Raw genomic sequence first — 25327 nt, 5'->3', positions numbered from 1 at the left:
CATCAACCTGCTCGCCGTACTGCCTCCGTGAAGGCGGTGTAGCGCCCGAGTTCCGCCTCGACCGGCTCCAGCACGTCCCGGGCGGCCACCGCGGCGACGGCCCGGCGCAGCTCGCGGGCGGCCCGGGCGGCCCGGCGACGGCCGCCCACCCACGCGGCCAACCGGGACAACACCGCGACCAGCACCCCCGCCAACGCACCGCCGAGCAGCAGCGCGGTGGGCCACGGCAGGTCGCCCACCGTGGGCATCGGCATCTCCGGCAACCGCAGCCAGTCGACCGCGAAGAGCACTCCCAGCCACAACAGCCCGGCCACCGCCACCCCGAGGATCAGCCACTGCAGCGCCCCCACGAAGCTCCACCAGCGGGGCCGCCGCGTCACCTGCTGGGAGACGCCGCCGACGGCCCGGTCGAGCGCGTCCGGCAGTTCGGGCGCGTGCGCGGTGGCGGCCCGCTTGACCGCCGCCGCCCACGGCTGGGGCAGCCCGGCCGACGCGGCGCCGGTGAGGTCGCGAATGGCGGTCTCCACCCGGGCGGTCTGCACGGCCGAGGCGGCCGGGAGCGAGGTCCGGCCGGAGGAGCCGGTGCCGATCCGCAGCCGCTTGAGCGGGTCGGGCCGGAAGCGCCGCAGCCATCGGGTCACCGGCCAGCCGGTCGCCGTCACCGCCCGGTGGGTGTGCGCCTTGCGTACGGCCTCCACCACCAGCGGCACCCCGGCCGCCTCCGACAGCGCCCGGACCAGCGGCTTGTCCAGGCTGCCCGCCGGTCGCGCGCCCGAGTCGGGGTCGGCGTCGCGGGGTGAGGCGCCGGCCAGGGTGTCGGCCGCGGTGGTGACGTCGGCGGCGAGCCGGGCCGACCAGGCGCGGCGCTCGTTCACCCGCTCGGCCAGGATGGCGCGCAGCTCGGCCACCCCGGCCCCGGTCCGCGCCGAGACGCCGAGCAGGGGCACCCCGGACAGCCCGTCCTCCTCCAGCAGCCGCCGCAGGTCGCCCAGGCAGCGGGCCACCGCGTCGGGCGGCAGCCGGTCGATCTGGTTGAGCACGACCACCAGCACGTCCCGGTGGCGGGCCAGCGGCCGGAGGTAGCGCTCGTGCACGGCGGCGTCGGCGTACTTCTGCGGGTCCATCACCCAGACCAGCAGGTCGACCAGCTCGACCAGCCGGTCGACCTCCAGCCGGTGGGCGAGCTCGATGGAGTCGTGGTCGGGCAGGTCGAGCAGGATCAGCCCGCCGAGGTCGTCCCCCTCGACCGCGTGCCGGGTGGGCACCGCCAGCCACTCCAGCAGCGGCCCGGCCCCGTCGCCGTCCCAGAGCGCGGCGCGGGCGGTGGAGGTGGTCGGGCGGGTGACGCCGACCTGGGCGAGGTCGGCCCCGGCCAGCTCGTTGAAGAGCGAGGACTTGCCGCTGCCGGTGGCTCCGGCGAGCGCGGCCACGGTGTGGTCGACCGACAGGCTCCGCCGTACGCCGGCCCGGTCGGTCACCGAACGGGCGGCCAGGACGAGGTCGGCGGGCAGGCGGCCGTCGGCGAGGTCGGCCGCCTCGGTGAGGGCGGCCAGGCGGTCGTCGAGGGAGGGGCCGTCCTTGCGGCGCAGCAGCTTCACATCGCCTCCCCGCGCTCGCGCAGGGCGGTCGCGCTCTCCCGCAGGGCCGGGGCGGCCTCGGCGTCGGGTTCGAGGCCGTCGAGCAGCGCGGTGAAGCGCCCGGCCTCCTCCGCCAGCAGGCCGCGGACCCGTTCGCGCAGGTCGGCACGGGCCTTGGCGGTGAGGGTGCGGACGGCCTGGTCGCCGAAGACGGCCTCCAGCACCTTCTGCGACAGCACGCTGGTCCCTCCCGCGATGCCGACCTCGATGCCGGTGAGGCCGCCGGTCGAGGCGAAGACGGCGAGCATGAGCAGCAGCCCGGCCCCGTTGACGCCGAAGGAGGCCACCCGCGCGGTGGTCCGGCGGGCCGCGCCCTCCTCGCGCACGAGGGCGAGCACGTACTCCTGCCAGGATCGCACCAGCGCCTCGGCGCGTTCGCCGACGTCCGGGGAGGCGCGGCCGAGCCGGGTGGCGGCCACCGCGCCGCCCCGGTCGAGCAGTTCGGCGCCGCCGGGCGCGGCCGACCAGCCCTCGACGCTCTGTTCGGCGGCCCGGTCGGCAACGCCACGGATCAGCGTGACGACCCCGCTCTCCAGGGCCACCCGGAGCTGCGCGGAGGCGGCGGGACGGCCGGTGAAGACGCCGACGATCCGGTCGCGCAGCCAGCCGACCCGCGATTCGAGCGCGCGCATCAGGTCGCCGGTGCCGATGAAGTCCTGCCAGCGGGCCAGCACCTCGCCCCGGAGCAGCGAGCCGTCGGCCAGCCCCTCGTCGAAGGCCTGCCCGGAGTAGGCCTCGGCGACGATCGAGCGCAGCTCGTCCAGGGCGGCACGCTGCCGCTCGACCCCGGCGGCCAGGCAGGGCAGCCGGTCGGCCACGCTGTCGAGCGCGCCCGAGAGCGTCTGGCGCACGATGCGGCCACGTTCGGCGGCGTCGCGGGCCAGCTCGCCGAGCCAGTCGGAGATCGGCGCGACCGCCGCGAAGGACAACATCGCCTTCTCGCTCGGCAGCGCCTCCTCGCGCACGGTGAACAGCCGCGTGCCGCCCAGCCCGTTCTCGGTCAGCAGCCTGGACAGGTCGGCGGCGACCGCCTCCAGCGCCTCGGGCGGCACCCGGTCGAGCACGACGGCCAGCGCGGTCGAGCGCTCGCGGGCCGAGCGCAGGAAGCTCCAGGGCACCTCGTCGGCGTAGCGGGCGGCGGTGGTCACGAAGAGCCAGAGGTCGGCCGCGGCGAGCAGTTGCGCGGCCAGCTCGCGGTTGGCGGTCACCACGGAGTCAATGTCGGGCGCGTCCAGCAACGCCAGCCCGGCCGGGAGCGAGGCGGCCACCGCGACCCGGAGCGAGCCCGGCTCGGCGTGCCCGGTGGTGCGGGCCAGGCCGGGCAGCACGTTGGCGGCCATGAACCACGGCTCGTCGGCGGGACTCACCACCAGCGTGGGCGCGAGCGTGGTCGGGCGCAGCACGCCCGGCTCGCTGACCTCGCTGCCGACCAGCGAGTTGACCAGCGTCGACTTGCCCGCGCCGGTCGAGCCGCCGACCACGGCCAGCAGCGGCGCGTCAATCGTCGCCAGGCGCGGCAGCAGGTAGTCGTCGAGCTGCCCGATCAGCTCCGCGACCGCCCGCCGGTCGGCGGCGGCGTCGCCGACGTCGAGCGGGAACAGCTCGCCGCCGAGCCGCTGCCGTAGCGCACGCAGAACGCCGAGCAGGTCCATGGCTCCACGCTACGCTGGCGGCTCGCGCAGGACGTAGCCGACACTGCGCAAGGTGTGGATCAGCCGGGGTTCGACGTCGTCCACCTTGCGCCTCAGGTACGACACGTAGGACTCCACCACGCCGGCGTCGCCGCCGAAGTCGTAGTTCCAGACGTGGTCGAGGATCTGCGCCTTCGACAGCACCCGGCCGGCGTTGGTCATGAAGTAGTGCAGCAGCTTGTACTCGGTCGGCGACAGCCGTACCTGCCGGCCGGCCCGCCAGACCTCGTGCGCCTCCTCGTCGAGCACCAGGTCGGCGACCTGGAGCCGCACCCCGGAGACCACCTCTCCCCTGGTACGGCGGAGCACCGCCCGGATGCGGGCCTGCAGTTCCTCCAGGCTGAACGGCTTGGTCACGTAGTCGTCGCCGATGCCGAGCCCGAGCAGCTTGTCCTCGGCGGCGTCACGCGCGGTCAGGAAGACCACCGGCGCCGAGAGCCGCTTGGCCACCTCGAACCCGTCGAGGTCGGGCAGCATCACGTCGAGCACGACAAGATCGGGGTGGACGCGCTCGGCCGCCTCGATGGCCTCGTAGCCGTCGGCGGCGGTCAGCACGTCGAAGCCGGAGTAGCGCAGGCTGGCCGAGAGCAGGTCTCTGATGCTCGGCTCGTCGTCCACGACGAGGATCAACGCCTCTGTCACCCTCGCAGCATGGCAAACGGATCTGAGAGGAAGCTGAAGCCTCACTCCAAGGCGAGTGGGAGTTCCACGCGGAAGGTCGCGCCCTCGCCGGGGGCGCTGGTCACGCCGACCGTGCCGCCGTGCGCGGCGACGAGCGCGTCGACGATGGCCAGGCCGAGGCCACTGCCCCGATCGTCGCCGGAGCGCCGGGAGCGGGCGGTGTCGGCGCGGTAGAAGCGCTCGAAGACCCGTTCCAGCTGGGCGGGCGACAGGCCGGGCCCCTGGTCGGCGACCTCCAGGAAGGCCATCTCGCCCGACTGGCCGACGCGGATCACCACGGGCGTGCCGTCGGGGGTGTGCACCAGCGCGTTGGAGACGAGGTTGCCGACGACCTGGCGCAGCCGCACCTCGTCGCCGGAGACGATGAGCGCGGCGCCGCCGACCACGTCGAGGCGGATGTCGCGGCTGGGCGCGAGGATGCGGGCGTCGTGCACGGCGTCGGCGGCCAGGGCGAGCACGTCCACCGGGTGCATGCGCAGCGGGCGGTGCTGGTCGACGCGGGCCAGCAGCAGCAGGTCGTCCACCAGCACGCCCATCCGGGCGGCGGCCTCCTCGATGCGCTTGAGCATGCCGGCGGTGTCGGCGTCGGGGTCCTGTCGGGCGAACTCGGCGAAGCCGCGGATCGAGGTGAGCGGGGTGCGCAGCTCGTGGGAGGCGTCGGCGACGAAGCGGCGCATCCGGTCCTCCGAGCGGCGGGCCGCGACCTCCGACTCCGAGCGGGCCTGGAAGGCGGCCTCGATCTGGGTGAGCATGCTGTTGAAGGCCCTGGCCAGGCGGCCGACCTCGGTGCGGGGGTCGCCGTCGGGCACGCGACGGCTCAGGTCGCCGGCGGCGATGGCCTGTGCGGTGTTCTCGATCTCGTTCAGCGGGCGCATGCTGCGCCGTACGGTGGCGACGCCGACGACGGCGAGGACCAGCAGGATGGCGCCGCCGGCGAGCAGTTCGATGAGGACGAGCTGTCGGGTGATGTCGGCGACCTCGCGCAGGTCGACCGCGACGACCAGGCGTCCCTGAGGGAGCAGGTGCTGCTTCACCCGCCACTCGCCGTCGCCCTTGGCCGCCCGGACGGTGATGTTCTCCCCGAAGGTCGACTCGGGCAGCACCGGCTTGGGCAGGCCGTCCACGTCGCGCACGTCACGGACCAGCGACTGCCACCGGCCGTCGCGGCGGCCGAGCAGCACGATGGTGTCGGCCTCCAGCACGGTGAACTGGTCGGGCCCGACGGCCTTGGCCAGCTTGGCCTGCGACTTGTGCATGACCAGGTCGAGCTGCTGGTCGACGCGCTGGATCAGGTAGGTGTGCAACATCGAGACGCTGCTGACGCCGATGAAGACCAGCGCCACCGCCAGCAGCGCCAGCGTCAGGGCGGTCAGCTTGATGCGCAGCGGCAGGGCACGCATCAGGGCTCCGGCGGCGTGCGCAACACGTAGCCCACGCCGCGCAGGGTGTGGATCAGCCGCGGGTTCCGGTTGTCGATCTTGCGGCGGAGCACGGAGACGTACGACTCCACGATGCCGACCTCGCCGCGGAAGTCGTAGTCCCAGACGTGGTCGAGGATCTGCGGCTTGGACAGCACCCGCCCGGCGTTGCTCATGAAGTACCGCAGCAGCTTGAACTCGGTGGGCGACAGCGCGACCGGCCGGCCGCCGCGCCACACCTCGTGGCTCTCCTCGTCGAGCTCGATGTCGGCGAAGGTGAGCCGAGGCGGCGGTGGCGGCGCGTCCCCGCCGGTACGGCGGAGCACCGCGCGGATGCGGGCGACCGTCTCCTCCAGGCTGAACGGCTTGGTGACGTAGTCGTCGCCGCCGATGGTCAGCCCGCGGATCTTGTCCTCGACCGCGTCACGCGCGGTCAGGTAGACGACGGGCGTGCACGTGCCGGTGCCCCGCAGCCGGCGGACGACCTCGAAGCCGTCCATGTCCGGCAGCATGACGTCGAGCACGATGAGGTCGGGCCGGTGCCGCTGCACGGCGGCCACCGCCTCCAGGCCGGTGCCGGCCGTGTCGACGTCGAAGCCCGCGAACCTCAGGCTCGCGGCGAGCAACTCGAGGATGTTGGGGTCGTCCTCGACGACCAGCAGTCGCGCTTCCATCGCTTACAGGATGCCTCACCGGGTGAGTGCCGGAACAATTCCGGCGATATGTCGGGCAATCGCCAGACTCGAGGTCGCGCCCGGGGAGGGCGCGTTGCGGACCAGCACGATCGGGCCGTGCACGTCCAGGGCGAAGTCGTCGACCAGCGAGCCGTCACGGGCGACCGCCTGGGCGCGCACCCCGCCGTGGCTCCGCTCCAGGTCGGCGGCGGTCAGCGCGGGCACGTACCGCTGCGCGGCCCGGACGAAGGCGCCCTTGGCCAGCGAGCCGTAGACCTCCTTCAGGCCGGTCCGCCAGTGCCGGCGGGCCATCCGCCAGGCGCCCGGCCAGCGCGCGATGTCCAGGACATTGCGCACGTCGCGCCGGCGGTAGCCCTCGTAGGCCAGCGCCAGCACCGCGTTCGGCCCGACGAGCACCTCGCCGTCGATGTGCCGCGTCAGGTGCACGCCGAGGAAGGGGTAGCGCGGGTCGGGCACCGGGTAGATCATGCCCTTCACCAGGTCGCGGGAGCCGCCGCGGAGCGCGTAGTACTCGCCGCGGAAGGGCACGATGCGCACCTCGCCCGGCCGGCCGGTCATCGCCGCGAGCGCGTCGGAGCTGAGACCGGCGCAGACCACCAGCCGGTCGAAGGCGAAGCGCCGCCGGGCCGCGATCAGCTCGACCCGGCCGGCCCGCTCCCGCACGGCGCGCACGGGGTGGGCGAGCCGTACCGAACCGCCCAGCTCGGCCACGTCCTGCGCGAGCCGCCGCGCGACCGCGGGGAAGTCGCAGACGGCGGTGCGCGGCGAGTGCACCGCGGCCACGCCCACCGCGTTCGGCTCGATCTCGCGCAACCCCAGCGCGTCGAGCTCGGCCAGCTCCGGCACCCCGTTGGCCCTGGCCCGCTCGGCCAGCCGGCGCAGCCCCGCCAGCTCGCTCCTGGTCGAGGCGACGACCAGCTTGCCCACCTCCTCGTACGGCAGGCCGTGCGCCCGGCAGTACTCCCGGAGCATGGCCACGCCCTCGCGGCACAGGGTCGCCTTGAGCGAGCCCGGCGGGTAGTAGAGCCCGGCATGCACCACGCCGCTGTTGTGGCCGCTCTGGTGGGCGGCCACGCGGTTCTCCTTCTCCAGCACCGTCACCTCGGCGTCCCGGGTGCGGGCGAGTTCGCGCGCGACCGCCAGGCCGACGAGTCCCGCGCCGACGACGCCGATCCTCTCTCTGGTCACGGGGCAAGTGTGCCGATTTCCGAGGCTTTCAGGTGGCCTTCGGCGGCGAGCCAGCGCAATGTGTCCGAAATCGTGTCCTTCACCGGGCGGAGCGCCACCTCCTCGCCCTCGGCGACCGGGACGTTGGTCAGCATGATCTCGGCGGCGTCGCGGGTGAGCGGGTAACTGATCGGGATCACCTTCTTCAGCAGGTCGAGCGTGCTGCCGAGCCCTCTGAGCAGGGCGGGCGGCAGCCGGTAGCGGCGGATGCGGCGGCCGGTGACGGCCTCGCAGAGGTCGGCCATCTCCGACCAGGTCACGAACCGCCCGCCGAGCAGCACCCGGCGCGGCTCGCCGGGCCCGTCGAAGCAGGCGGCCAGCGCGCCGGCCAGGTCGCGCACGTCGATCACGCCCACGCCGCCCGGCACCAGGGGCCAGCCCTGCCGGACGCCGGCGCGGATGCCCTCGTTCAGCGCGTCGAGCCGCGGCTGGCCCGGTCCGGCGACGCCGCCGGGGTAGACGATGGTGACGCGGCCCAGCCCCCTGGCGTACCGCTCGCCGGCCACCTTCGAGCGGCCGTAGGCGTTGCGCGGGCTGGCCAGCGGGCTCGCGGCGGTGATGCGCGGGCCGGTCGGCGGCACGAACACCGCGATCGTCGAGACGTGCACCACCGGGTCGAGGCCCAGCTCCACCGCCTGGCCCAGCACGTTCTCCAGGCCCTGGCCGTTGGCCCCGGCCAGGTCGGCGGCGCGGCCGGTGACACCCATGTCGGCCGCCGCGTGCAGCACGGCCTCGCACCCGGTCAGGGCGCGCCGGACGGCCGCGGCGTCGCGGATGTCACCGCGCACGAGCCCGTCGGCTCCGCCGAGCACCCGGACGGCCCTTTCGGGGTCGCGCACCAGGAGCCGGCAGTCGTGGCCGGCGGCGCGCAACGCGGCCACCGCGTGCGAGCCGACGAAGCCGGACGCGCCGGTGACCAGCACTCTCATGACCGCAAGCTAGCGCTTACTTGCTCTTCACTCAAGTCGAACACGAGTACGATAGGAGCCATGTACCTGCCGCCAGAGTGGCCGCCGGAGGTCCGGCCGCCGAGCGCGCCCGACTGGGAGACCTCCGCCGTGACCTGGCTGCTCGACGCCGTGCCGCCCGACTACCGCGCCTACGAGGTGCTGCGCCGCTTCCCGCTCGCGCTGGCGCGGATGGCGATCCATCACGTCAACTCCGCGGTCGAGGCCGCGCGGGCCGGGTACCGCGGCGCGGCCGTCGAGCTCAAGCCGCACCTGCCGCCGCACGCGGTCGAGGCGGTGCTCGACGTCTACCGCGAGGAGGGGCCGCGGCTGGTCCGGCTGGCCCGCTCGATCGAGGTGGTCGAGCGGGCGCTGCGCGGCGAGGGCTTCACCGAAACCATGCGCCGCCGCCGAGCCTGACCAGTCCTTGGGTTTTCAGGTCATGCGCGTGACCGCGGCCTTGAGGCGGCGTACGTCGCGCAACCGCGCCTCGTAGGTGGCCCCGATCGCCAGCAGCGCCAGCCCGCCCACGGCGATCGGGATCCACTTCGGCATCACCGAGACCAGGTCGGCGATCCACGGCGACAGCTCCCGCACCGCCACCACCGCCAGCGTCACCCCGCCCAGCAACGCCGGCGCCTGCAGCCGCATCCGCGCCCCTGACACGGTCACCACCAGCGCCGCCGCCCCCAGCATGAGCGACCGCACCGGCGTCGGCTCGGCCAGCACCGACGGCACGAAGGCCAGCAACAGCCCCGACCCGTACACGCGCCACGAGCTCATCACCCGCCCGCGCGCATGCCACCAGCCGAGCCCGAGCAACACCAGCGCGAACGGCAGCGTGTAGGCCTCGACGACCTCCACCCCTTCGGCGCTCAGCCGGATCCACGACGCCGCCAGCAGGAACCCGGTGCCCAGGTAACCGACCGCCCGGCTCCGCGCCGCCAGCCCCGCGCCGATCGCCACCACCGCCGCGGCGGCACACGCCAGGCTGGCCGTCCGCTGGTCGATCACGGCCCACACCGCCACGACCTCCGTCACCGCCAGCACCGCCGCGAGCGTCACCCCGAGCGGCTTGACCGGCCCGAGCCACGCCGCCAGCGCCGCGACCGCGGCCAGCACCGCCAGCACGGTCAGCAACGCCCCGTCCGAGGCCCCGGCCGCGCTCGCCGCGATCGTGCCCAGCCACCCGGCCGCCACCGCGGCGGCCACCCGGTTGCCCACGCCCGGCGCCCGCGCCGGGTTGCGCCCGAGCCACACCGCCACCGCCGCCGCACCCGCGCAGCCGGCCGTCACCAACCCCACCACCAGCCCGTACGGCAGGCGAACCGTGACCGGCACCAACGCCACCAGCAAGGCCCCCACGAGCGTCGCCGCCCCCGCCCAAAGCCCGGTCTTGCGGCGGCGCATCGCCGACACCCCCACGCCCCCCGCGACCGCCAGCCCTCCGAGGAGCACCGGATGCGCGGACGTCAGCGGGATGTCCAGAGTGCGATACCCCTCCATGGTCGCCGCCAGCGCCGGAACGGCCGGCACGAACGCCGTCCAGGCGAAGATCTCCCCCAGATGCCAGTGCTGGTCACCCGGACGCCGCCGGAACTCGGCGACGAAGGCGAGCAGCCCGGCGACAGCCAGCGCCGCGACACACCCCTCCACCAACGGCACGCCGAGATCCAGCAACCCCGCCCAGACCAGCCCGCCCCCACTCGCCGCGGCCCCGGCCAGCGCCGCCGGACGCCGGTACAGCGGCGCCCAGCAGGCCAGGAGCACGCCGAGCGCCAGGTAGACCAGGTTCGGCACGCTCAGCGACCAGGCCACCGCCTCGGCCGCGGCCAGCCCGGCGCCGAGGGCGAACCCCCAGGCGCGCAACGCCAGGAAGGTCAGCAGCACCGCCAGCACGAGCGGCACCGCCATGGCCACCGGCCTGGGCGCGCCGAAGGCGACCGGGGCGCACAACACCGCGAGGACCGCCAGGCCGTACGCCGGCCAGAGCGCCCGCCGTACCCGCACCGACCCGGCGGCGAACGCGGCGGCGAAGAGCAGGAGGATCACCACGGTGGAGTGGCTGTGCTCGGGGCCGGGGGTGATCGCCCGGCCGTCGTCCCAGAGGACCGGGGCGAGCAGCAGGCCGAGCGTGCCGGGCGCGGCGGGGATCGCGGCGACGCCGGCGAGCACCAGGCCGGTGATCGCGCCGGTCTTGCGCAGGCGGGCCGGGAGCAGCATCGAGGCCAGCATGAGCGCGAGCCCGGCGGCCACGAAGGGCACCACGACCCAGAACTCCTCGGTCAGCGGATGCACCGCCGTACCGGCGGCCAGGGTCAGCGCCAGCCACGCGGGCGGGACCGCCGCCGCACGGGCCTTCGCGCCGAGCAGCGGGACCGGCACCAGCGCGACGGCCAGCGGGATCGCCGCCAGCACCAGCAGCCCGGCGGCGCGCGGCAGGGAGTAGTCGAGCCATTCGGCCAGCAGGGCCGAGAACAGGCCGAACAGCAGCGCGGCGCCCCACATCAGGATGAGGCACACCATCGTCGTCACCTCGCGCGCCCGCCAGCCCGTGCCGCGGCGGGCGAGCGCGAACCAGATCAGCGCGTCGAGCACCGCGGTGGCGGCCAGCGCGGCGTACAGGGTGTCGCCGGCGGGGTGCATGGCCGCCAGCGGGAGCGGGACCTGGGCCAGCACGATCGCGATCAGCGCCGGGGCGCGGAGCGGGAGCACTCTCGCGTACACCGCCGCCGCCAGCGCGGCCACCGCGACCAGCAGGGCCGCGTAGACCTCCGGCCGCAGGTCGGGCAGCAGGCCGACGCGGCGGGCGGCGTACCCGTCCAGGAGCAGCAGGGCCAGGCCCAGCACGCCGATCGTCTCGGCGGTGGCGGTCAGATGGCGCTTCAGGAGCACCACCGGGGCGGCCAGCGTCACGGCGGTGAAGCCACCCATGATCGCCGCGCGCCCGGCGAGGCCGATGTGGCCCCAGCTCACGACGGTGAAGATGATCGCGGCCACCGCCATCAGCAGGCCGCCCAGGATCAGCAGCAGGTTCTGCGCCCCCCGCCGCGACACCTCCGCCCGCCCCTGCCCGGCGCCCGGCCCAACGCCCTGCCCGACGTTCTGCTGGAAGCCACCGGCACCCGCACCGCCCGGACCCATGCCACCGGCACCCACCGGCCGCGCGCCAGCCGGGACCCCCGCCGGAGCCCCCACGACGCCCGGGACTCCCGCACCCACCGGAACTCCAGGGGCCGCCGATACCCCGGGGCCCGCCGGACCCCCGGGGCCCGTCGGTGTTCCCGCGGCGGCCGGGGTCAACGGCGGGGCTTCCTTGGCCAGACGGTCACGTTCGGCCCGCAACAGCCCGAGCAGTTGGTTCCGCCGCCCCCGCAGGTCTGCCAAAGCCGCGTCCACCTGCCAGAGCTCCGCCGCGACCGGCCCACTGAGCGGCAACCCGCAGTTCGGGCAGGCCGAAACGCCACCGGGCGGCAACCCCACCCCACAGTCCGGACAAATCAGCTTTCGCGCGTGCATGCCCCCACCCTCCCGCGACCTGATTGCAGACCGCTTGAGCAGAGGTACTCAACTCCGCCCGAGTACCCTCACCGCGTCCGCCGAGCCAGAAAGACGATCACCCCGACCGCTCCAGCCGCCGCGGCCAGCCAGAGCAGCACATCCCCGATCGACAACGCGGCCCCCGACCCGTCCGACGCCTCAGCGGCCGCCGCCCGGGAGGCCTGCCCGCTCGGCCGCTCCGGCGAAGCCTCCCCCGACGGCTCCTCCTCAGCCCCCGAAGCCAGCACCCGATCCGGCAACGGCACCCGATGCACAGGGCTGTCCACCCCTTCGCTCCCGGTCAGCAAAGCCCGCCCGTCCCGGGTGAACGCCACCGACTCGGCCTGCTGCAGCTCCGGCATCGAAACCCGCGTGATCATCTCGCCATCGGCCCGGAAGAGCGTGGCGGAGAAGTACGTCCGGACCACATAGCTCTCCCCGTCCGGCGCGTACGCGGCGTCGGTCGCCATCAGCGGCGCGGCCGCCACCCGCCGCAGGACGTTCACCCGATCGGTCCGCAACCGCTTGGGCGCCGCGTAGACCGCCCCCGAGAACTCCTTCGTCACCACGTACAGCCGCCCCGTACGCGGATGCACCATGATCCCCTCGGCGTTCCGCGGCCCGTCCTCGTACCGGAACCGGTAACGCACCGCCGGAAGGGTCGTACTGCGCACCACCGACGGCTCAGCCACCCGATACACCGAAATGTCCTGCCAAAGCCCTTGGTTGTCGCCGATGTCACCGAACCACAACACCCCACGCCCCGTGGCCGGGTCGGTCGAGGCCGCCATCGCCTCCCAGTCCCTGGCCATCGCCCCGCGCACCCGGAAGACCGCCTTGGTCCGCCCCCGACCGTCCACCGCGAAGAACTCCGGCGCGGCGGCGCTGTCGTTGTGCGTGTAGTAGACGCCTTCGTGGGTCGGCGAGAGCGCCAGCCCGCTCGACTCGGTGATCCGGTCGTCCCGGAAGGTGAACAGCCGCTCACCCGCCTCGTCCGGCTCCGCCGCCCAGGCCGCGGCCGGCGTCAGACAGACCAGGACGACAGCGGCAAGCACCCGAATCAGGACATCCCCCATCCCGCCATCATGCCCACTGATCACCGATGGGATGTGCACCGATCCGCGGAGCGGACCGCCAAAAGCCCTTCCAACCAGCCGCGCAGCCGGAACGGACCAGGGGACGCCTACAGCCAGCCGTGCTGCCGGGCGGTGCGGGCGGCCTCGATGCGGTTGCGGGTGCCGGTCTTGGTGATCGCCGCCGACAGGTAGTTACGCACGGTGCTCTCCGAGAGGTGCAGCCGCGCCGCGATGTCGGCCACCGTCGCCCCGTCCGCCGCGGCGGCCAGCACGTCGCGCTCGCGGTCGGTCAGCGGGCTGGCCCCCGCGCTCAACGCCGCCGCGGCCAGGGCCGGGTCGACGACCTTCTCCCCGGCCAGCACCCGCCGGATCGCCGCCGCCAGTTCCTCCACCGGACCGTCCTTGACCAGGAATCCGGCCGCTCCCGCCTCCATGGCCCGGCGCAGGTACCCGGGCCGCCCGAAGGTGGTCAGGATCAGCACCCGGCAGGCGGGCAGGGCCTCCCGCAGCTCGGCGGCCACCTCCAGACCGCTCCGGCCGGGCATCTCGATGTCCAGCAACGCCACGTCCGGCCTGGCCTCCAGGGCCGCCGCGAGCACCTCGTCCCCCGCGCCCACCCGGGCGACGATCTCCAGGTCCGGCTCCAGGCCGAGCAGCAGGGCCAGGGCGTCGCGCATCATGCCCTGGTCCTCGGCGAGCAGCACCCGGATCACGGCAGCTCGATCCGCAACACGAACCCGCCACCCGGCCGCGGCCCCGCACTCATCGTCCCGCCGGCCGCGGCGACCCGCTCGTCAAGCCCGCGCAACCCATGCCCATGAGCACCGCCGGCCGGTGCCGTCTGGGCGCTGCCGTCGTCCCGGATCTCCAGCACGGTGCCGTCCTCTCCCGCCGCGAGGCTGATCTCGCAGGTGCTAGCCCGGCTGTGCCGGATCACGTTGGTGGTCCCCTCCCGTACGGCCCAGCCGTACAACGCGTCGGTCTCCGGCGCGAGCCGTACCTCCGCCACCTCCACGGCGAGCGCGACACCGGCGTCGGCCAGCGCCACCCGCGCGGAGTCCAGCTCCGCCGCCAGCCCCCGCCCGCGATACCCGGTGACGGCCGCCCTGACCTGGGTGAGCGCCTCCCGCCCCAGAACCTCGATGTCCCCCGCCTGCCCGGCGGCGGCCTCGGGGTCGCGCGGGGCGAGCCGGCGGACGGCCTCGGCCTTGACGACCATGACCGAGAGCGTGTGCCCAAGCAGGTCGTGCAGGTCGCGGGAGAAGCGCAGCCGCTCCTCGGCCACCGCCGCACGAGCCAGCTTCTCCCTGGTCCTGGCCAGCTCGCCGATGAGCGCGTGCAGGTGCAGGAAGGCGGCGAGCACCGCGCCCGCGCCGAAGGTGCCCCAGGCGAAAGCCATGATCTCCCCGATCCCGGCCCCGTCGCGCCAGCTCAGCAGGGCGACCAAGGCCGTGCAGGCGAGCAGCACCCGCGGCACCGCCCGGCCGGTGAGCGCGGCGCCGCACCCCAGGCCGACCAGCGGGAAGAGGTAGAACCAGTCAGCACCCCAGCCCAGGCAGGCCGCGGCCGACAGCGCGCCGAGAGCGGCCAACGGCAGCCACGCCGCCCTCCCCCGGCCACGGGCGGCCAGCAGCACCACCGCCACGAAGAGCCCCGCGGCCAGCACCGCGACCGTCCACGCCAGCCAGACGGGCCGGTAGTGCCCCTCGACCGTGCTCCACACCGGCCCGGCCACCATCAGGCAGAACGGGCTGAGCCGCCGCAGGTCGAGGGCGTGGTACGGCCGGCCGTCCGGCGGTTCGAGCCAAGCGCTCACCGCACCAACCTAGGCCGTGCGCGCCGGAAGCCGGACACGGCACGACCACGATCCACTCATCGCTCTCATGCCCTCGACCTTAGGAACCAGCCGGTACGGCCCGGCAGATCCAAGAATCCCCGGCGCGGCACGACAAATGTCCTAAACCCTGGCCAGCCGCCGATGAAAGGCCCACATCCCCACGCCGAGCAACACCAGCGCATAAGCAGCCAGCACCCCCAGGCTCGGCAGGATGTCGAGCACCGACGCTCCCGGCGCCCGAAGCGCCCCGAACCCCAGATGCCCCCACGCGTGCGGCGTCAGGTGCGCGAAGGTGCGCAACGGCTGGTCCATGTGCTCCAGCGGCGGCGCCAGGCTGCCGCCCAGCGTCGGCAGGCTCAGCCCGACGATCATCGCGACCGCGAACACCGGCCCCTGCTGCCGCAGCACCGACCCGAGCACCAGCGCGGCCCCCGCCCCCACCAGCACGAACAGCACGGTCAACACCGCCACCCCCAGCGGATCGCCCCACCGCACCCCGTAGAGCGCCGCCGAACCGGCGATGATGATCAGCGCCTGAGCCAGCGCGATCAGCACCCGCCCGAGCGCCTGCCCCAGCACGATCGCCCCCGCCGGGACTGGACCGGCGTAGACCCGGTACAACACCCCCGACTCGAAGCTCGCCGCCAGGTTGATCGCCACGATCAGCGACATGAAGAAGACGAACATCAACACCATCGCCGGCGCCGTGACGTGCTCCGGCGGCTCGGCCCGGGTCCGCTCGCCGAAGACCGAGCCCAGCAGGTACACCAGCAGCAGCGGCATCAGCCCCATGTAGAACAGGTTGCTGCGCTCCTTCACCGCCCGGCGCAGCTCCACCAGCGCGATCGCCCACACCTTCATGGCCGCAACGTCCTTCCCGCTCTCGCCACCGCGACCGCCCCGGTCACCAGCGCCATTCCCAGCAACACCGCCACCGGCAGCGCCGGCTCGCCCTCCTCCAGGCCCCGCAGGAACCAGTGGTGCGGGGCCAGCAGGCTGACCCACTCCACCCAGCCGGTCCGGGGCAGCGGGAACAACGCGCCGCCGGTCAGGCCGAGCACCACCGCGAGCGCGCCCTGCTGGTTCACCGCCTGCTCCGCCGTCCTGGCGAAGGCCGCCACCGCCGCCGACAACCCGGACGCGGCCAGCACGGTCGCGGACACCAGGGCGGCCACCTGCAGCGGCGGGCCCCAGCGCGCGCCGTACAGGAAGGTGGTGATCAGCACCAGCGCGGTCATGCTCAGCAGGCCGAGCAGCACCCCCGCGACCAGCTTCGCGCCGAGGATCGCCGCGTCCCCGACCGGCGCGGCCAGCAGCCGCGGCAGCGTGCCGAGATGGCGCTCGCGCAGCAACCCGGTCATCCCGGAGACGACGAAGAACAGGAAGAACACCGACGAACCGGCCGCCAGCCGCGTGGTCAGATCGAACCCCGGCCCCGCCGGCTGGTCGCCCAGCGCCAGGCCGAGCACGAACGCCAGCACCAGCGGCAGCACCAGCCCGAACAGCACGACCGTGCCCTCCCGCGTCTGCTGGCGCAGGTCCTTGAGCAGGATCGTCCCCATCAGTCCCGCAACTCCCGCCCGGTGAGCTGCAGGAACACCGACTCCAGATCGGGCTCGCCGACCAGGCCGGTGAGCTCCTCCTTCGTGCCCTCCGCCCGCAGCCGGCCCTCGTCGAGGATGCCGACCCGATCGCACAACCGCTCGGCCTCCTCCAGATAGTGCGTCGTGTACAACACCGCCACCCCCTCCCCGGCCAGCCGGCCGACGCTGTCGAGGATGGCGTTGCGGCTCTGCGGATCCACCCCGGCGGTCGGCTCGTCCAGCACCAGCAGCCGGGGGTGGTTCAGCAGGCCGATGCCGATGTTCAGCCGCCTGGCCATGCCGCCCGAGAAGCCCGACACCGGCTCGTCCGCCCTGGCTTCCAGGCCGACCACGCGCAGCACCTCCTCCACCCGGCTCCGGCCGCGCAAGCCGTACAGCCGGGCGAAGAAACGCAGGTTCTCCCGCGCGCTCAGCTCCGGGTAACACCCCAGCTCCTGCGGCACGTAACCGATCACCGCCTTCACCGCGGTGTTGCGCACCGAATGCACCATCCCGTCCACGCGCACCACGCCCGCGTCCGGCCGCATGATGCCGACGATCATCGAGATCGCCGTGGTCTTCCCCGCCCCGTTCGGGCCGAGCAGCCCGTACGTCTCCCCCTCGGCGATGGTGAACGACAGCTCCGCCACCGCCACCCGATCCCCGAACCGCTTGCTCAGGCCCTCGCAGGCCAGGACCACCTGTGTCATGCCACCAGTGCACGCCGTACGGCCCGCGCCGCGCACTGGTCCACCGGCCACCACCCCTGGCCGATCGGCCAGAGTGCGCCTGGCCCGGCGAACGTAGGCTCGGCGGTATGACCCCCCGGCACCAGCCCGTCCAGGCGCCCTACTGGCTCATGCCCGGCGAACTCGTGCCCGGCCGCCGCCGCCGGACGCCACGGGACTGGGCTTCCGACGCCGCCCTCTTCGCCTTCGCCGTCGCCATGTGGTTCGACGGCGTCATCGGCTACCCGCCCGCCGGCGTCGACTTCGTCCCCGAGTGGATGATCGCGATCAACCCCTGGGTCGGCGCGCTCGCCTGCCTGGCCGTCTGGGCCCGCCGCCGGTACCCCGTCGCGGTCGCGCTGCTGCTCCTGCCCGCGCTGTTCCTCTCCGGCGCCGCGCTCGGGGCGGCCATGGTCGCCGTCTTCACCCTCGCCGTGCACCAGCCCTGGACCCGCGCCGTCGCCGTCGCCGCCCTCCACCTGCTCGGCGTCAGCTACTACGCCCTCTTCGCCGACCCGCCCGGCATGAGCCGCATCACGATCATCCTCTGGACCGCGCTGCTGTTCGTCGGCCCGCTCTGCGCCGGGTTCATCGTGCGCAGCCGCCGCCTCGTCCTGATCGACCTGCGCCGTGAGGCCGAGGTCCGTGAGCGTGAGCACCGAGCCCGTCTCGCCGACACCCGCCGTGCCGAACGCACCCGCCTTGCCCGCGAGATGCACGACGTCCTCGCCCACCGCATCTCGCTGCTCTCCGTGCACGCCGGCGCCCTTGCTTACCGTACGGCTCGCGCCGGTGCCGGCCAGGCTCCCGCCCTCGAACCCACCGAGGTCGACGCCGCCGTCCGCGTCATCCACGACAACGCCCGCCTGGCCTTGGACGAGCTGGGCCAAGTCCTCTCCATCCTCCGCGACGACACCCCCACCCTCCCCCCTCACCCAACCCTGCCCACCCTCCCCCCTGACCCGACCCTGCCCACCCTCCCCCCTGACCCGACCCTGCCCACCCTCCCCCCAACCGCCCCTCCCGCACACCGCCACCTGACCGCCACTCCCACATCTCCCCACCCGGCCGAAGCTCCCGCACCCCGCCCCTTGACCGGCGCACCCGTGTACCCCCGCCTGGCCGACCTTCCCGCGCTCGTCGCCGACGCCTCCGCCGCCGGCCAGCCCGTCACCTTGGACTGCCCCACCACCCTCGACGGTCTCCGCCCCCAGCTCGAACGGGCCATCTACCGGGTCGTCCAGGAGGGCCTCACCAACGCCCGCAAACACGCCCCCGGCGCGCCGGTCCACGTCACCATCACCCCAGGCCCAGCCCTCACCGTCCACATCACCAACCCCAGCCCCCACCCCGCCGCAGCCAACGGCGGCTACGGATTGGTCGGCCTCACCGAACGCGTCACCTTGGAAGGCGGCACCCTCACCCACGGCCACACCGATGGCACCTTCCACCTCACCGCCCACCTCCCCACCCACACCCCCTGACCCCCGCCACCCCACGGCGGGCCAGGTGGGGTGGCGGGGCTGATCGGTGATCAGGGGGCGGGCTCAAGTGGAGGCGGCGGGCTGATCGGTGCTTAGGGTACGGGCCGCCAGGTGGGGCGGCGGGAAGACCGATGGCCAGAGGGACGGGCCAGGTGGGGGGCGGGATTCGGCCGGAGAATGAGGGCGGCGGAGCAGGGCTAGGTGGGCGGGGGGAACCAGGAGGGCCTGCGAACGCCAGGTGGGCGGGGGAACGCCAGGTGGGCGGGGGAAACGCTAGGTGGGCGGGGGAACGCCAGGGGCGTTTGCACGCCGGGGGCGTGTCAACACCAGGTGGCCGGGCGAGATGGCCCACCCACCCCCCATCGGCCCGAAGCTCCATAGAGACGGCACCCCCACACCCGCCCCCACCGAGCTACGTTGTGACCATGGCCGACGTCATCCGGGTCCTGCTCGTCGACGACGACCCGTTGGTCTGCGCAGGCCTCCGCCTGATGTTGCGCGGCGACCCCGACATCGATGTCGTCGGCGACGCCGCCGACGGCGCCGACGTCATGGACGCCGTCGACCGCCTCACCCCCGACGTGATCCTCATGGACGTCCGCATGCCGTACCTCGACGGCATCTCCGCCACCCGAGCCGTAACCACCCGCCAAGGCCACCGCCCCGAGGTCATCGTGTTGACCACCTTCGACGGCGACGCCACCGTCCTGGCCGCCCTCCGCGCGGGTGCCGCCGGTTTCCTCGTCAAGCACACCCCGCCCGACCAGATCGTCCGTGCGGTACGGCAAGCCGCCGCCGGCGAGCCGGTCCTGTCCCCCGGTGTCACCCGTACCCTCATCTCGCACGTCACCCGGGACGCCACCCGCGACCACCGCACCGCCCAGGCCAGCGCCCGCCTGTCCCTCCTGTCCCCCCGCGAACGCGAGGTCGCCCAGGCGGTGGCCGAGGGCATCTCCAACAGCGAGATCGCCGACCGCCTCCACCTCTCGGTCGGCGCCGTCAAGGCCCACATCTCCAGCGCCCTGACCAAGCTCGGCATGGTCAACCGCATCCAACTCGCCATCCTCGCCCACGACGCCCAACCCCCAACCCCCTAACCCCCCGCCCACCCTCGAAGCCCCACCCCACCCGCCCTCGTAGCTCCACCCCGCCCGACCCCCTAGCTCTGCCCCCGCCCGACCCCCTAGCTCTGCCCCCCGCCCGACCCCGACCCGCCCCCGTGGCTCCGCCGCGCCCAACCCCACCCTCCTCCGCCTCCGCCCGCCTCCACCTCTGCACTGAGAGCACCGAGCCAGCACGCACCAACCGAAGTCCAACCCAGCCCCCGCCGTCGGGGCCTCGGGAGGAGAAGGGCGGGGCACAGCGAGAGGGCTCGGGGGAAGGTGATCCGGCGAGCCGGACTCACGCGGAATGAACCGGGCTACGTGGAGCGGGAGGAGGGCCAAGGTAACTGAGCGGACCAGGTAGCCGGGAGGAGAGGTTGCTGCGCGGGCCGAGGTGGCTGAGCGGGCTGGCCTCAGCGCGGGATCGGCCCGGCTGGGGTGAGGGAGCGGTCGAGGTGGCCGTGCGGGGCCAGGGGGGCAACGCGAGATCAGCCGAGCTCAGCGCGGGCCGCCCGGCGGCCGAGGGAGGAATGGACGAGGTGCCTGCGCGGGCTTGGGGCTCAGCGCAGGAACCACCGGGTCAGCGCGGGATCGGCCGGCTCAGTGTGGGGTCGGGCTGGTGGCCGGGGTGGGAGGGGTGGTGGCGGGGGCGGGGTGGTTTCGAGGCGGCCGCTGAATCGGTGGAAGCCGTAGCTCTGCAGGCCGATCAAGACCACCCCGTTGGCCAGCATGGCCCACCAGATCCCAGCCAACCCCCAGGTCGACACCACCGGATGGATGATCACCACCAGAACCCCGTAAGACCCGGCAAAGCTGACCAAGCTCCACCAGGAGCGCTTGAGGCCGCTGAGGCCGAAGCCCATGACCATCTGCACAGCATCAGCCAGTGAGGCCAGGACGAGCAGCCCCACCAGGGAAGCCGCCACGCCGCGCACCGCCGGGTCAGGTGTGAGCAGGCCGAAGATCGCGTCCTGGAAGAGGAGCACCGCCACGGCCCCCACCAAGGCAACCCCACCGCCGACGGTGAGGGCGGCGCGGGTGACGCGGCGGGCTTCGGCGACGGTCTGGGCGCGGGCGACCTCGGGCATGGAGGCCATGGCCACCGCCAAAGCGCCCAGGAACAGGAACCCGAACGTCGAGCTGAGCACGGCATGCGCCGCAGCCCCGGCCACCCCGGTACGGGCGGCTGCGTAGGTGACGACGGCCAGGGCGGCGAACTTGACCAGCGTGGTGCCGGCCATGGGGAGCCCGACCCGGGCCATCCGCAGGATCTCAGCGGTCCGGGGGCGGCCGGGCCAGGCGGAGTAGGACTCCAGGCCGGGCACGCGGCGCAGGAAGAAGCCGGCGACCTGGGTGCTGACCAGGGCGGAGGCGAGGAAGGCCAGTCCCATCCCGGGCAACCCCAGCACGGGCACGAGCACCAAGGCGAGCACCACCTCGGTGAGGGCCGCCGCCAGCGAGGCCCAGAAGACCGGGCGGCTGCGTCCGAGCGCGATGAGCGCCGCCCCGGCCCCGCCGCTGGCCGCGAAGACGGCGATGTAGGCCGCCAGCCACCAGGGCAGTGCGCCGAGTTCGGCGAGCACCTCGGCGGGTGCGCCGGACGCCTGGGCGATGAGCGGGGTGCACGCCACGACCACGGCGCCTGCCGTACCGAGGGAGAGTGCCAGCCAGCGCGCGTCCCGCAGCATCGGGAGGGCGGCGGCCGGGTTGCCGCGGTGGGGGGCGAGGAAGGGCGACATGCCGCGCAGGGCGCCGGCTACGGCGGCGGTGGCGGGGTTGAGGACCGCCTGGGAGAGCGCGAAGGCGACCAGTGCGGCGGTGGCGTGGTGGCCCAGGACGGCGGTGCCGATCAGCCCGCCGACCAGGCTGGTGATCATGGACAGGAAGATCGGGACTGCGGCGCCGATCAGCGTGCGGTGGGGCCCACGAGGCAGCGCAGGCGTGGGCTGGGACCCGCGGGACAGCTTAGGCGTGGACTGAGCGCCGCGGACCAACGCAGCCGTGGGTTGAGGGCCGTCGGGCAGCGCAGCTATGGGCTGGGGGCGGGGCACGCGGGACAGTGCATCAGACGGCACCGACAGTTTCCGGAACGAGCTCATGGAACAGCGAAACCCGCCGGGCAACTTCCAGATCTCCCGTCGGGCCACCCTCAGTCTACCGAGAAACGGCCTCTGGCGGTCGCTCGGAAACGGCCTCTGGCCTGGAGTGCACTCCAGGTCTTTAGGGTTGACCGCATGGACTATGTGAACCTAGGACGAAGCGGGCTCAAGGTCAGCCCCCTCTGCCTCGGCACCATGAACTTCGGTCCGCAGACCACGGAGGAGGACTCCTTCGCGATCATGGACCGGGCCCACGAGCTGGGTCTCAACTTCTTCGACTCGGCCGACGTCTACGGCTGGAAGACCGGCGAGGGCGTCACCGAGCAGATCGTCGGCCGCTGGTTCGCCCAGGGCGGCGGGCGGCGCGAGAAGACCGTCCTGGCCACCAAGTTCCACGGCCGGATGAGTGACTGGCCCAATGACAACCTGCAGTCGGCCCTGCACATCCGCCGCGCGGCCGACGCCTCGCTCAAGCGGCTGCAGACCGACTACATCGACGTCTACCAGGCCCACCACATCGACCGGAGCACGCCGTTCGAGGAGTTCTGGGAGGCGATGGAGGTCCTGCGCCAGCAGGGCAAGATCCTCTACGTCGGCACCTCGAACTACGCCGGCTGGCACCTCGTCAAGTCGCAGAACGTCGCGGAGAAGCGCGGCATGTTCGGCATCGTGAGCGAGCAGTCCCACTACAACCTGCTCACCCGCAAGGTAGAGCTGGAGGTGCTGCCCGCCGCCGAGGACCTCGGCATCGGCGTGATCCCGTGGAGCCCGCTGGCGGGCGGCCTGCTGGGCGGCGTGCTGCGCAAGATCGACAAGGGCCGGTCGGCGAGCGAGCACATGGTCAAGGAGCTCGACAAGCACCGCGACAAGATCGAGGCATACGAGAAGTTCTGTGACGAGCTGGGCGAGCAGCCCGCGGACGTCGCCCTGGCGTGGCTGCTCCGGCAGCGCGCGGTGGTCTCACCGATCATCGGGCCGCGGACCATCGAGCAGCTCGACGGCAGCATGCGGACCCTGGAGATCGACCTGGACGAGCAGGCGCTGGCCCGCCTCGACGAGATCTTCCCTGGTCACCGCACCGCGCCGGAGGACTACGCCTGGTAGGTCACTGCAGCAGCGCGCCGACCACGACGATCACGAGGAGCAGGCCGAGCACGATGGGCAGCAGCCAGAGGCGAGGACGATCCACGCCCTGGAGCCTAGCCGAGCCCCCGGGATGCCGAAGCCCGCACAACCAGGTGACCCAGCTACCAAAAGGCTCAGCCGAGCGCCCAGGAGGCCAGTGACCGGTACTCCAGCGGCGGTCCCAGCACGCTGCGCATGAGGTGCACCTCAGCCGCCCGCCAGGTCGAGCCGCGAAAGCCCGCCAGCGACTCGACCAGCGGGCGCAGGTCCTGCTCGTCCCTGGCCCTGGCGAGGGTCAGGTGCGGGTGGAAGCGCTTGGTGTCGGTCAGCGGCACTCCGGCCCGGCGTCCGGCGGCCTTGACCGAGTCGCTCAGCCGTTCCGCCGAGTCGCCGCTGACCCCGGCCCAGAACACCCGGGCCCGCCGCGCGCTGCTGAACGCCCCGAACCCGGTGAAGGCCAGGTCCAGGGCGGCATGCCGGTGTACGGCCCGCGCCAGCCGTACCCGCAGATCGGGCACGACCGCGTCGGGCACCTCGCCGTAGAAGGCGAGGGTGATGTGCCAGGTCGCCCGGTCCGGCCAGCGCAGACCGGGCACCTCGCCCACGTGCGGCGCGATCGCCCGCTCGATCTCGTCGAGCACCTCATCCGGCGGCAACAGCGCCGCGAAGAGTCTCATCGGTCAATTCTGCGCGCTGGACGCGCGCGCCGATCACCCGGCTGAGCAGGACGGCCAGCCCGGTGCCTGCCACGACCAGCGCACCGGCCAGGGCCACGCCCATCCGGGGGCCACCAAGGTCGGACAGCCAGCCGATCAGCGGTGCGCCCAGCGGGGCTCCGCCGGTGAAGACCAGCAGGTAGATGCCCATGACCCGGCCTCGCATCTCGGCCGAGGTGGCGAGCTGGACGCTCGCGTTGGCGGCCGTGTTCACCGTGATCAGTGCGATTCCGGTGGGCACGAGTAGCAGGAGATACAGGGGGTAGAAGGGAGCAATGCCCGTCGCGATCTGGAAGAGGCCGAAGCTGAGCGCCCCGGCGACCAGCAGCTTCTTGCTGGGCCGGGCCCGCCGCGCGGCCAGGAGCGCTCCGCCGAGCGCGCCGACCGCGAACATGCTGGAGGCCAGGCCGAAGGAGGAGGCGCCCGCGGCGAAGACCTCGGTGGCCATCAGCGCGATCGACATGGAGAACGACTGCGCGAACATCGACACGAAGCCGACCAGCAGCACCGGCATGAGGAGGTCCTGATTTCGCAGGACGTAGCGGAAGCCTTCTCGCAACTGCCCCTTGGCCCGCGGCACGGGTTCGGCGGGGTTCAGCTCGGCCTTGCGCATCAGCAGCAGGCTGGAGATCACCGCGGCGAACGAGATCGCGTTGAGCAGGAAGATCGGCCCGGTCCCCAGGGCGTGGATGAGCAGTCCGGCCACGGCCGGGCCGACCACGCGGGCCAGGTTGAAGCTGGAGGCGTTCAGCGCGATCGCGTTCGGCAGGTCCTTGCGTCCGACCATCTCGACCACGAAGGTCTGCCGCGTCGGCACCTCCACGCAGGAGATGAGGCCGAGCGCGAACGCCATCACGAAGACGTGCCACACCTGCACCGCGCCGGTGACGGTGAGCACGCCCATGGCCAGGGCGAGCACCGCCATGAGCGCCTGGGCGGTGACGAGCAACGGCCGCTTGGGGTAGCGGTCGGCCAGCACGCCGCCGAACATGCCGAAGAGCAACATGGGGGCGAACTGCAGCGCCGTGGCGACGCCGAGCGCCGCCCCGCTGCCCCCGGTCAACTGGAGCACCAGCAGGTCCTGGGCGGTGCGCTGCATCCAGCCGCCGACGTTCGAGACGACGCCGCCCATGGCGAAGAGCCGGTAGTTGTGGATACGGAGCGACCGGAACATCCCGGTCCGGGTATGTTCCCCTAGATCTTGCTGAGCTTCTCCAGAATCGGGGCGGCCTGCCGTAGCACTGCCCGCTCCTCCGGAGTCAGCTCCTTCAGCCGTTGTGTCAGCCAGGCTTCCTTCCGCCGACGCTCCTCCTTCAGGAGCGCCTCGCCCGACTCGGTCACGTTCACGGTCACCTGGCGCCGGTCGCTGGGGTGCGGTGTGCGCGCGACCAATCCGCGCTCCTCGAGCCACGCGATCACCCGTGTCATCGACGGGGGCTGCACCTTCTCGAGGTCGGCCAGCTCGCCGGGTGAGATCCCGGGGTGGCGTTCCACGGCGGCGAGCGTCGCGAACTGGGTGGGCGTCAGGGAGTGTGCCGCTGCTTGTCGTCGAAGTCGCCTGGTCAGCCTTGCCAGCGACACGCGCAGGACCGAGGCCAGGCCCGCGTCGCTGCGCAGGTCCAACTTTGGAGGATTCGTTAGCATGATTCATTACCCTTGCTAACTATCACAAAGCGCACGTATATTCCCCTTCAAATACGGACATGTCTCACCATGTGATACCCCGCCCGGTGTGAGATC

The 25327-nt window shown here is 73.3% G+C and carries 22 protein-coding genes; 4 read left to right on the top strand and 18 right to left on the bottom strand.

The features are described 5' to 3' along the window. Positions 1 to 2: 2 nt before the first annotated feature. The 7 genes from ACIBG7_RS32405 to ACIBG7_RS32375 are packed head-to-tail and all read right to left on the bottom strand — an operon-like array spanning position 3 to position 8278. Positions 3 to 1598, bottom strand: coding sequence for a GTPase (locus ACIBG7_RS32405; protein ID WP_397338643.1), 1596 nt, complete (start codon positions 1596 to 1598; stop codon positions 3 to 5). Further along, positions 1595 to 3289 (bottom strand): ABC transporter, encoded by a 1695-nt coding sequence (locus tag ACIBG7_RS32400; RefSeq protein WP_397338642.1) that lies wholly within the window; start codon positions 3287 to 3289, stop codon positions 1595 to 1597. The genes ACIBG7_RS32405 and ACIBG7_RS32400 overlap by 4 nt, the downstream gene beginning before the upstream one ends. 9 nt (positions 3290 to 3298) lie before the next feature. Then, on the bottom strand, positions 3299 to 3970 hold the full coding sequence (locus tag ACIBG7_RS32395) for a response regulator transcription factor (protein ID WP_357922444.1): 672 nt from the start codon (positions 3968 to 3970) through the stop codon (positions 3299 to 3301). A gap of 41 nt (positions 3971 to 4011) precedes the next feature. Next, the gene (locus ACIBG7_RS32390; RefSeq protein ID WP_357922441.1) at positions 4012 to 5409 is read right to left on the bottom strand and encodes a HAMP domain-containing sensor histidine kinase; all 1398 of its coding nucleotides are present in this window, start codon (positions 5407 to 5409) and stop codon (positions 4012 to 4014) included. After that, positions 5409 to 6101: a response regulator transcription factor gene (locus ACIBG7_RS32385; protein WP_357922438.1), complete on the bottom strand. Its 693-nt coding sequence runs from the start codon at positions 6099 to 6101 to the stop codon at positions 5409 to 5411. Before ACIBG7_RS32385 ends, ACIBG7_RS32390 begins: the two co-directional genes overlap by 1 nt. 15 nt (positions 6102 to 6116) lie before the next feature. Continuing rightward, positions 6117 to 7310, bottom strand: coding sequence for an L-2-hydroxyglutarate oxidase (gene lhgO, locus ACIBG7_RS32380; RefSeq protein WP_397338641.1), 1194 nt, complete (start codon positions 7308 to 7310; stop codon positions 6117 to 6119). Beyond that, complete coding sequence (locus ACIBG7_RS32375) at positions 7307 to 8278, bottom strand: NAD-dependent epimerase/dehydratase family protein (RefSeq protein ID WP_397338640.1); 972 nt, start codon at positions 8276 to 8278, stop codon at positions 7307 to 7309. The genes lhgO and ACIBG7_RS32375 overlap by 4 nt, the downstream gene beginning before the upstream one ends. A gap of 60 nt (positions 8279 to 8338) precedes the next feature. Here ACIBG7_RS32375 and ACIBG7_RS32370 point away from each other — a divergent pair, with 60 nt between their 5' ends. After that, positions 8339 to 8716 carry a hypothetical protein gene (locus tag ACIBG7_RS32370; RefSeq protein ID WP_357922429.1) on the top strand — a complete coding sequence of 126 codons (378 nt, stop codon included), beginning with the start codon at positions 8339 to 8341 and terminating at the stop codon, positions 8714 to 8716. A 15-nt stretch (positions 8717 to 8731) separates the two neighbouring features. Here ACIBG7_RS32370 and ACIBG7_RS32365 read toward each other — a convergent pair whose 3' ends face one another. From ACIBG7_RS32365 to ACIBG7_RS32335, 7 genes are all read right to left on the bottom strand, one after another. Next, on the bottom strand, positions 8732 to 11440 hold the full coding sequence (locus ACIBG7_RS32365; RefSeq protein ID WP_397338639.1) for an SCO7613 C-terminal domain-containing membrane protein: 2709 nt from the start codon (positions 11438 to 11440) through the stop codon (positions 8732 to 8734). Between the two features lie 443 nt (positions 11441 to 11883). Further along, positions 11884 to 12912: a hypothetical protein gene (locus ACIBG7_RS32360; protein WP_357922423.1), complete on the bottom strand. Its 1029-nt coding sequence runs from the start codon at positions 12910 to 12912 to the stop codon at positions 11884 to 11886. A 107-nt stretch (positions 12913 to 13019) separates the two neighbouring features. Next, entirely contained in the window at positions 13020 to 13625 is a 606-nt protein-coding gene (locus tag ACIBG7_RS32355; protein ID WP_357922420.1) for a response regulator transcription factor, read from the bottom strand. Beyond that, positions 13622 to 14728, bottom strand: coding sequence for a sensor histidine kinase (locus tag ACIBG7_RS32350; protein ID WP_397338638.1), 1107 nt, complete (start codon positions 14726 to 14728; stop codon positions 13622 to 13624). The genes ACIBG7_RS32355 and ACIBG7_RS32350 overlap by 4 nt, the downstream gene beginning before the upstream one ends. 141 nt (positions 14729 to 14869) lie before the next feature. After that, positions 14870 to 15610 (bottom strand): ABC transporter permease, encoded by a 741-nt coding sequence (locus tag ACIBG7_RS32345; protein WP_397338637.1) that lies wholly within the window; start codon positions 15608 to 15610, stop codon positions 14870 to 14872. Next, complete coding sequence (locus ACIBG7_RS32340) at positions 15607 to 16311, bottom strand: ABC transporter permease (protein WP_357922411.1); 705 nt, start codon at positions 16309 to 16311, stop codon at positions 15607 to 15609. Before ACIBG7_RS32340 ends, ACIBG7_RS32345 begins: the two co-directional genes overlap by 4 nt. Further along, positions 16311 to 17042, bottom strand: a complete 732-nt coding sequence (locus ACIBG7_RS32335; protein WP_397338636.1) for an ABC transporter ATP-binding protein — start codon at positions 17040 to 17042, stop codon at positions 16311 to 16313. The genes ACIBG7_RS32340 and ACIBG7_RS32335 overlap by 1 nt, the downstream gene beginning before the upstream one ends. A gap of 107 nt (positions 17043 to 17149) precedes the next feature. Between ACIBG7_RS32335 and ACIBG7_RS32330 the strand changes: the two genes are divergently transcribed. Both ACIBG7_RS32330 and ACIBG7_RS32325 read left to right on the top strand, forming a co-directional pair. Continuing rightward, positions 17150 to 18544, top strand: coding sequence for a sensor histidine kinase (locus ACIBG7_RS32330; RefSeq protein ID WP_397338635.1), 1395 nt, complete (start codon positions 17150 to 17152; stop codon positions 18542 to 18544). A gap of 425 nt (positions 18545 to 18969) precedes the next feature. Then, complete coding sequence (locus ACIBG7_RS32325) at positions 18970 to 19641, top strand: response regulator (protein ID WP_397338634.1); 672 nt, start codon at positions 18970 to 18972, stop codon at positions 19639 to 19641. Positions 19642 to 20207: 566 nt separating this feature from the next. Here ACIBG7_RS32325 and ACIBG7_RS32320 read toward each other — a convergent pair. Continuing rightward, positions 20208 to 21524: an MATE family efflux transporter gene (locus ACIBG7_RS32320; RefSeq protein ID WP_397338632.1), complete on the bottom strand. Its 1317-nt coding sequence runs from the start codon at positions 21522 to 21524 to the stop codon at positions 20208 to 20210. A gap of 357 nt (positions 21525 to 21881) precedes the next feature. Here ACIBG7_RS32320 and ACIBG7_RS32315 point away from each other — a divergent pair, with 357 nt between their 5' ends. Then, entirely contained in the window at positions 21882 to 22850 is a 969-nt protein-coding gene (locus ACIBG7_RS32315; protein WP_357922397.1) for an aldo/keto reductase, read from the top strand. Between the two features lie 155 nt (positions 22851 to 23005). Here ACIBG7_RS32315 and thpR read toward each other — a convergent pair whose 3' ends face one another. The 3 genes from thpR to ACIBG7_RS32300 are packed head-to-tail and all read right to left on the bottom strand — an operon-like array spanning position 23006 to position 25231. Further along, positions 23006 to 23548 carry an RNA 2',3'-cyclic phosphodiesterase gene (thpR, locus tag ACIBG7_RS32310; RefSeq protein WP_397338630.1) on the bottom strand — a complete coding sequence of 181 codons (543 nt, stop codon included), beginning with the start codon at positions 23546 to 23548 and terminating at the stop codon, positions 23006 to 23008. Next, positions 23514 to 24761, bottom strand: coding sequence for an MFS transporter (locus tag ACIBG7_RS32305; RefSeq protein WP_397338629.1), 1248 nt, complete (start codon positions 24759 to 24761; stop codon positions 23514 to 23516). The genes thpR and ACIBG7_RS32305 overlap by 35 nt, the downstream gene beginning before the upstream one ends. A gap of 20 nt (positions 24762 to 24781) precedes the next feature. Next, entirely contained in the window at positions 24782 to 25231 is a 450-nt protein-coding gene (locus ACIBG7_RS32300) for a MarR family transcriptional regulator (RefSeq protein ID WP_357922390.1), read from the bottom strand. Positions 25232 to 25327: the final 96 nt, after the last annotated feature.

Origin of the sequence: Nonomuraea sp. NPDC050328 (assembly GCF_044459405.1) — a bacterium.
In the GTDB taxonomy this organism is placed as follows: Bacteria; Actinomycetota; Actinomycetes; order Streptosporangiales; family Streptosporangiaceae; genus Nonomuraea.
Note: the sequence above shows the minus strand (reverse complement) of the source record. Positions and strands in the feature narration are given on the sequence as shown.

Coding starts and splice junctions, on each gene's coding strand:
- ACIBG7_RS32345 (WP_397338637.1), bottom strand. CDS start 15,610: ATGAAGGTGTGGGCGATCGCGCTGGTGGAGCTGCGCCGGGCGGTGAAG.
- ACIBG7_RS32370 (WP_357922429.1), top strand. CDS start 8,339: ATGTACCTGCCGCCAGAGTGGCCGCCGGAGGTCCGGCCGCCGAGCGCG.
- ACIBG7_RS32305 (WP_397338629.1), bottom strand. CDS start 24,761: ATGTTCCGGTCGCTCCGTATCCACAACTACCGGCTCTTCGCCATGGGC.
- thpR (WP_397338630.1), bottom strand. CDS start 23,548: ATGAGACTCTTCGCGGCGCTGTTGCCGCCGGATGAGGTGCTCGACGAG.
- ACIBG7_RS32390 (WP_357922441.1), bottom strand. CDS start 5,409: ATGCGTGCCCTGCCGCTGCGCATCAAGCTGACCGCCCTGACGCTGGCG.
- ACIBG7_RS32385 (WP_357922438.1), bottom strand. CDS start 6,101: ATGGAAGCGCGACTGCTGGTCGTCGAGGACGACCCCAACATCCTCGAG.
- ACIBG7_RS32320 (WP_397338632.1), bottom strand. CDS start 21,524: ATGATCACCAGCCTGGTCGGCGGGCTGATCGGCACCGCCGTCCTGGGC.
- ACIBG7_RS32335 (WP_397338636.1), bottom strand. CDS start 17,042: ATGACACAGGTGGTCCTGGCCTGCGAGGGCCTGAGCAAGCGGTTCGGG.
- ACIBG7_RS32400 (WP_397338642.1), bottom strand. CDS start 3,289: ATGGACCTGCTCGGCGTTCTGCGTGCGCTACGGCAGCGGCTCGGCGGC.
- ACIBG7_RS32315 (WP_357922397.1), top strand. CDS start 21,882: ATGGACTATGTGAACCTAGGACGAAGCGGGCTCAAGGTCAGCCCCCTC.
- ACIBG7_RS32330 (WP_397338635.1), top strand. CDS start 17,150: ATGACCCCCCGGCACCAGCCCGTCCAGGCGCCCTACTGGCTCATGCCC.
- ACIBG7_RS32340 (WP_357922411.1), bottom strand. CDS start 16,311: ATGGGGACGATCCTGCTCAAGGACCTGCGCCAGCAGACGCGGGAGGGC.
- ACIBG7_RS32325 (WP_397338634.1), top strand. CDS start 18,970: ATGGCCGACGTCATCCGGGTCCTGCTCGTCGACGACGACCCGTTGGTC.
- ACIBG7_RS32360 (WP_357922423.1), bottom strand. CDS start 12,912: ATGGGGGATGTCCTGATTCGGGTGCTTGCCGCTGTCGTCCTGGTCTGT.
- ACIBG7_RS32300 (WP_357922390.1), bottom strand. CDS start 25,231: ATGCTAACGAATCCTCCAAAGTTGGACCTGCGCAGCGACGCGGGCCTG.
- ACIBG7_RS32365 (WP_397338639.1), bottom strand. CDS start 11,440: ATGGGTCCGGGCGGTGCGGGTGCCGGTGGCTTCCAGCAGAACGTCGGG.
- ACIBG7_RS32375 (WP_397338640.1), bottom strand. CDS start 8,278: ATGAGAGTGCTGGTCACCGGCGCGTCCGGCTTCGTCGGCTCGCACGCG.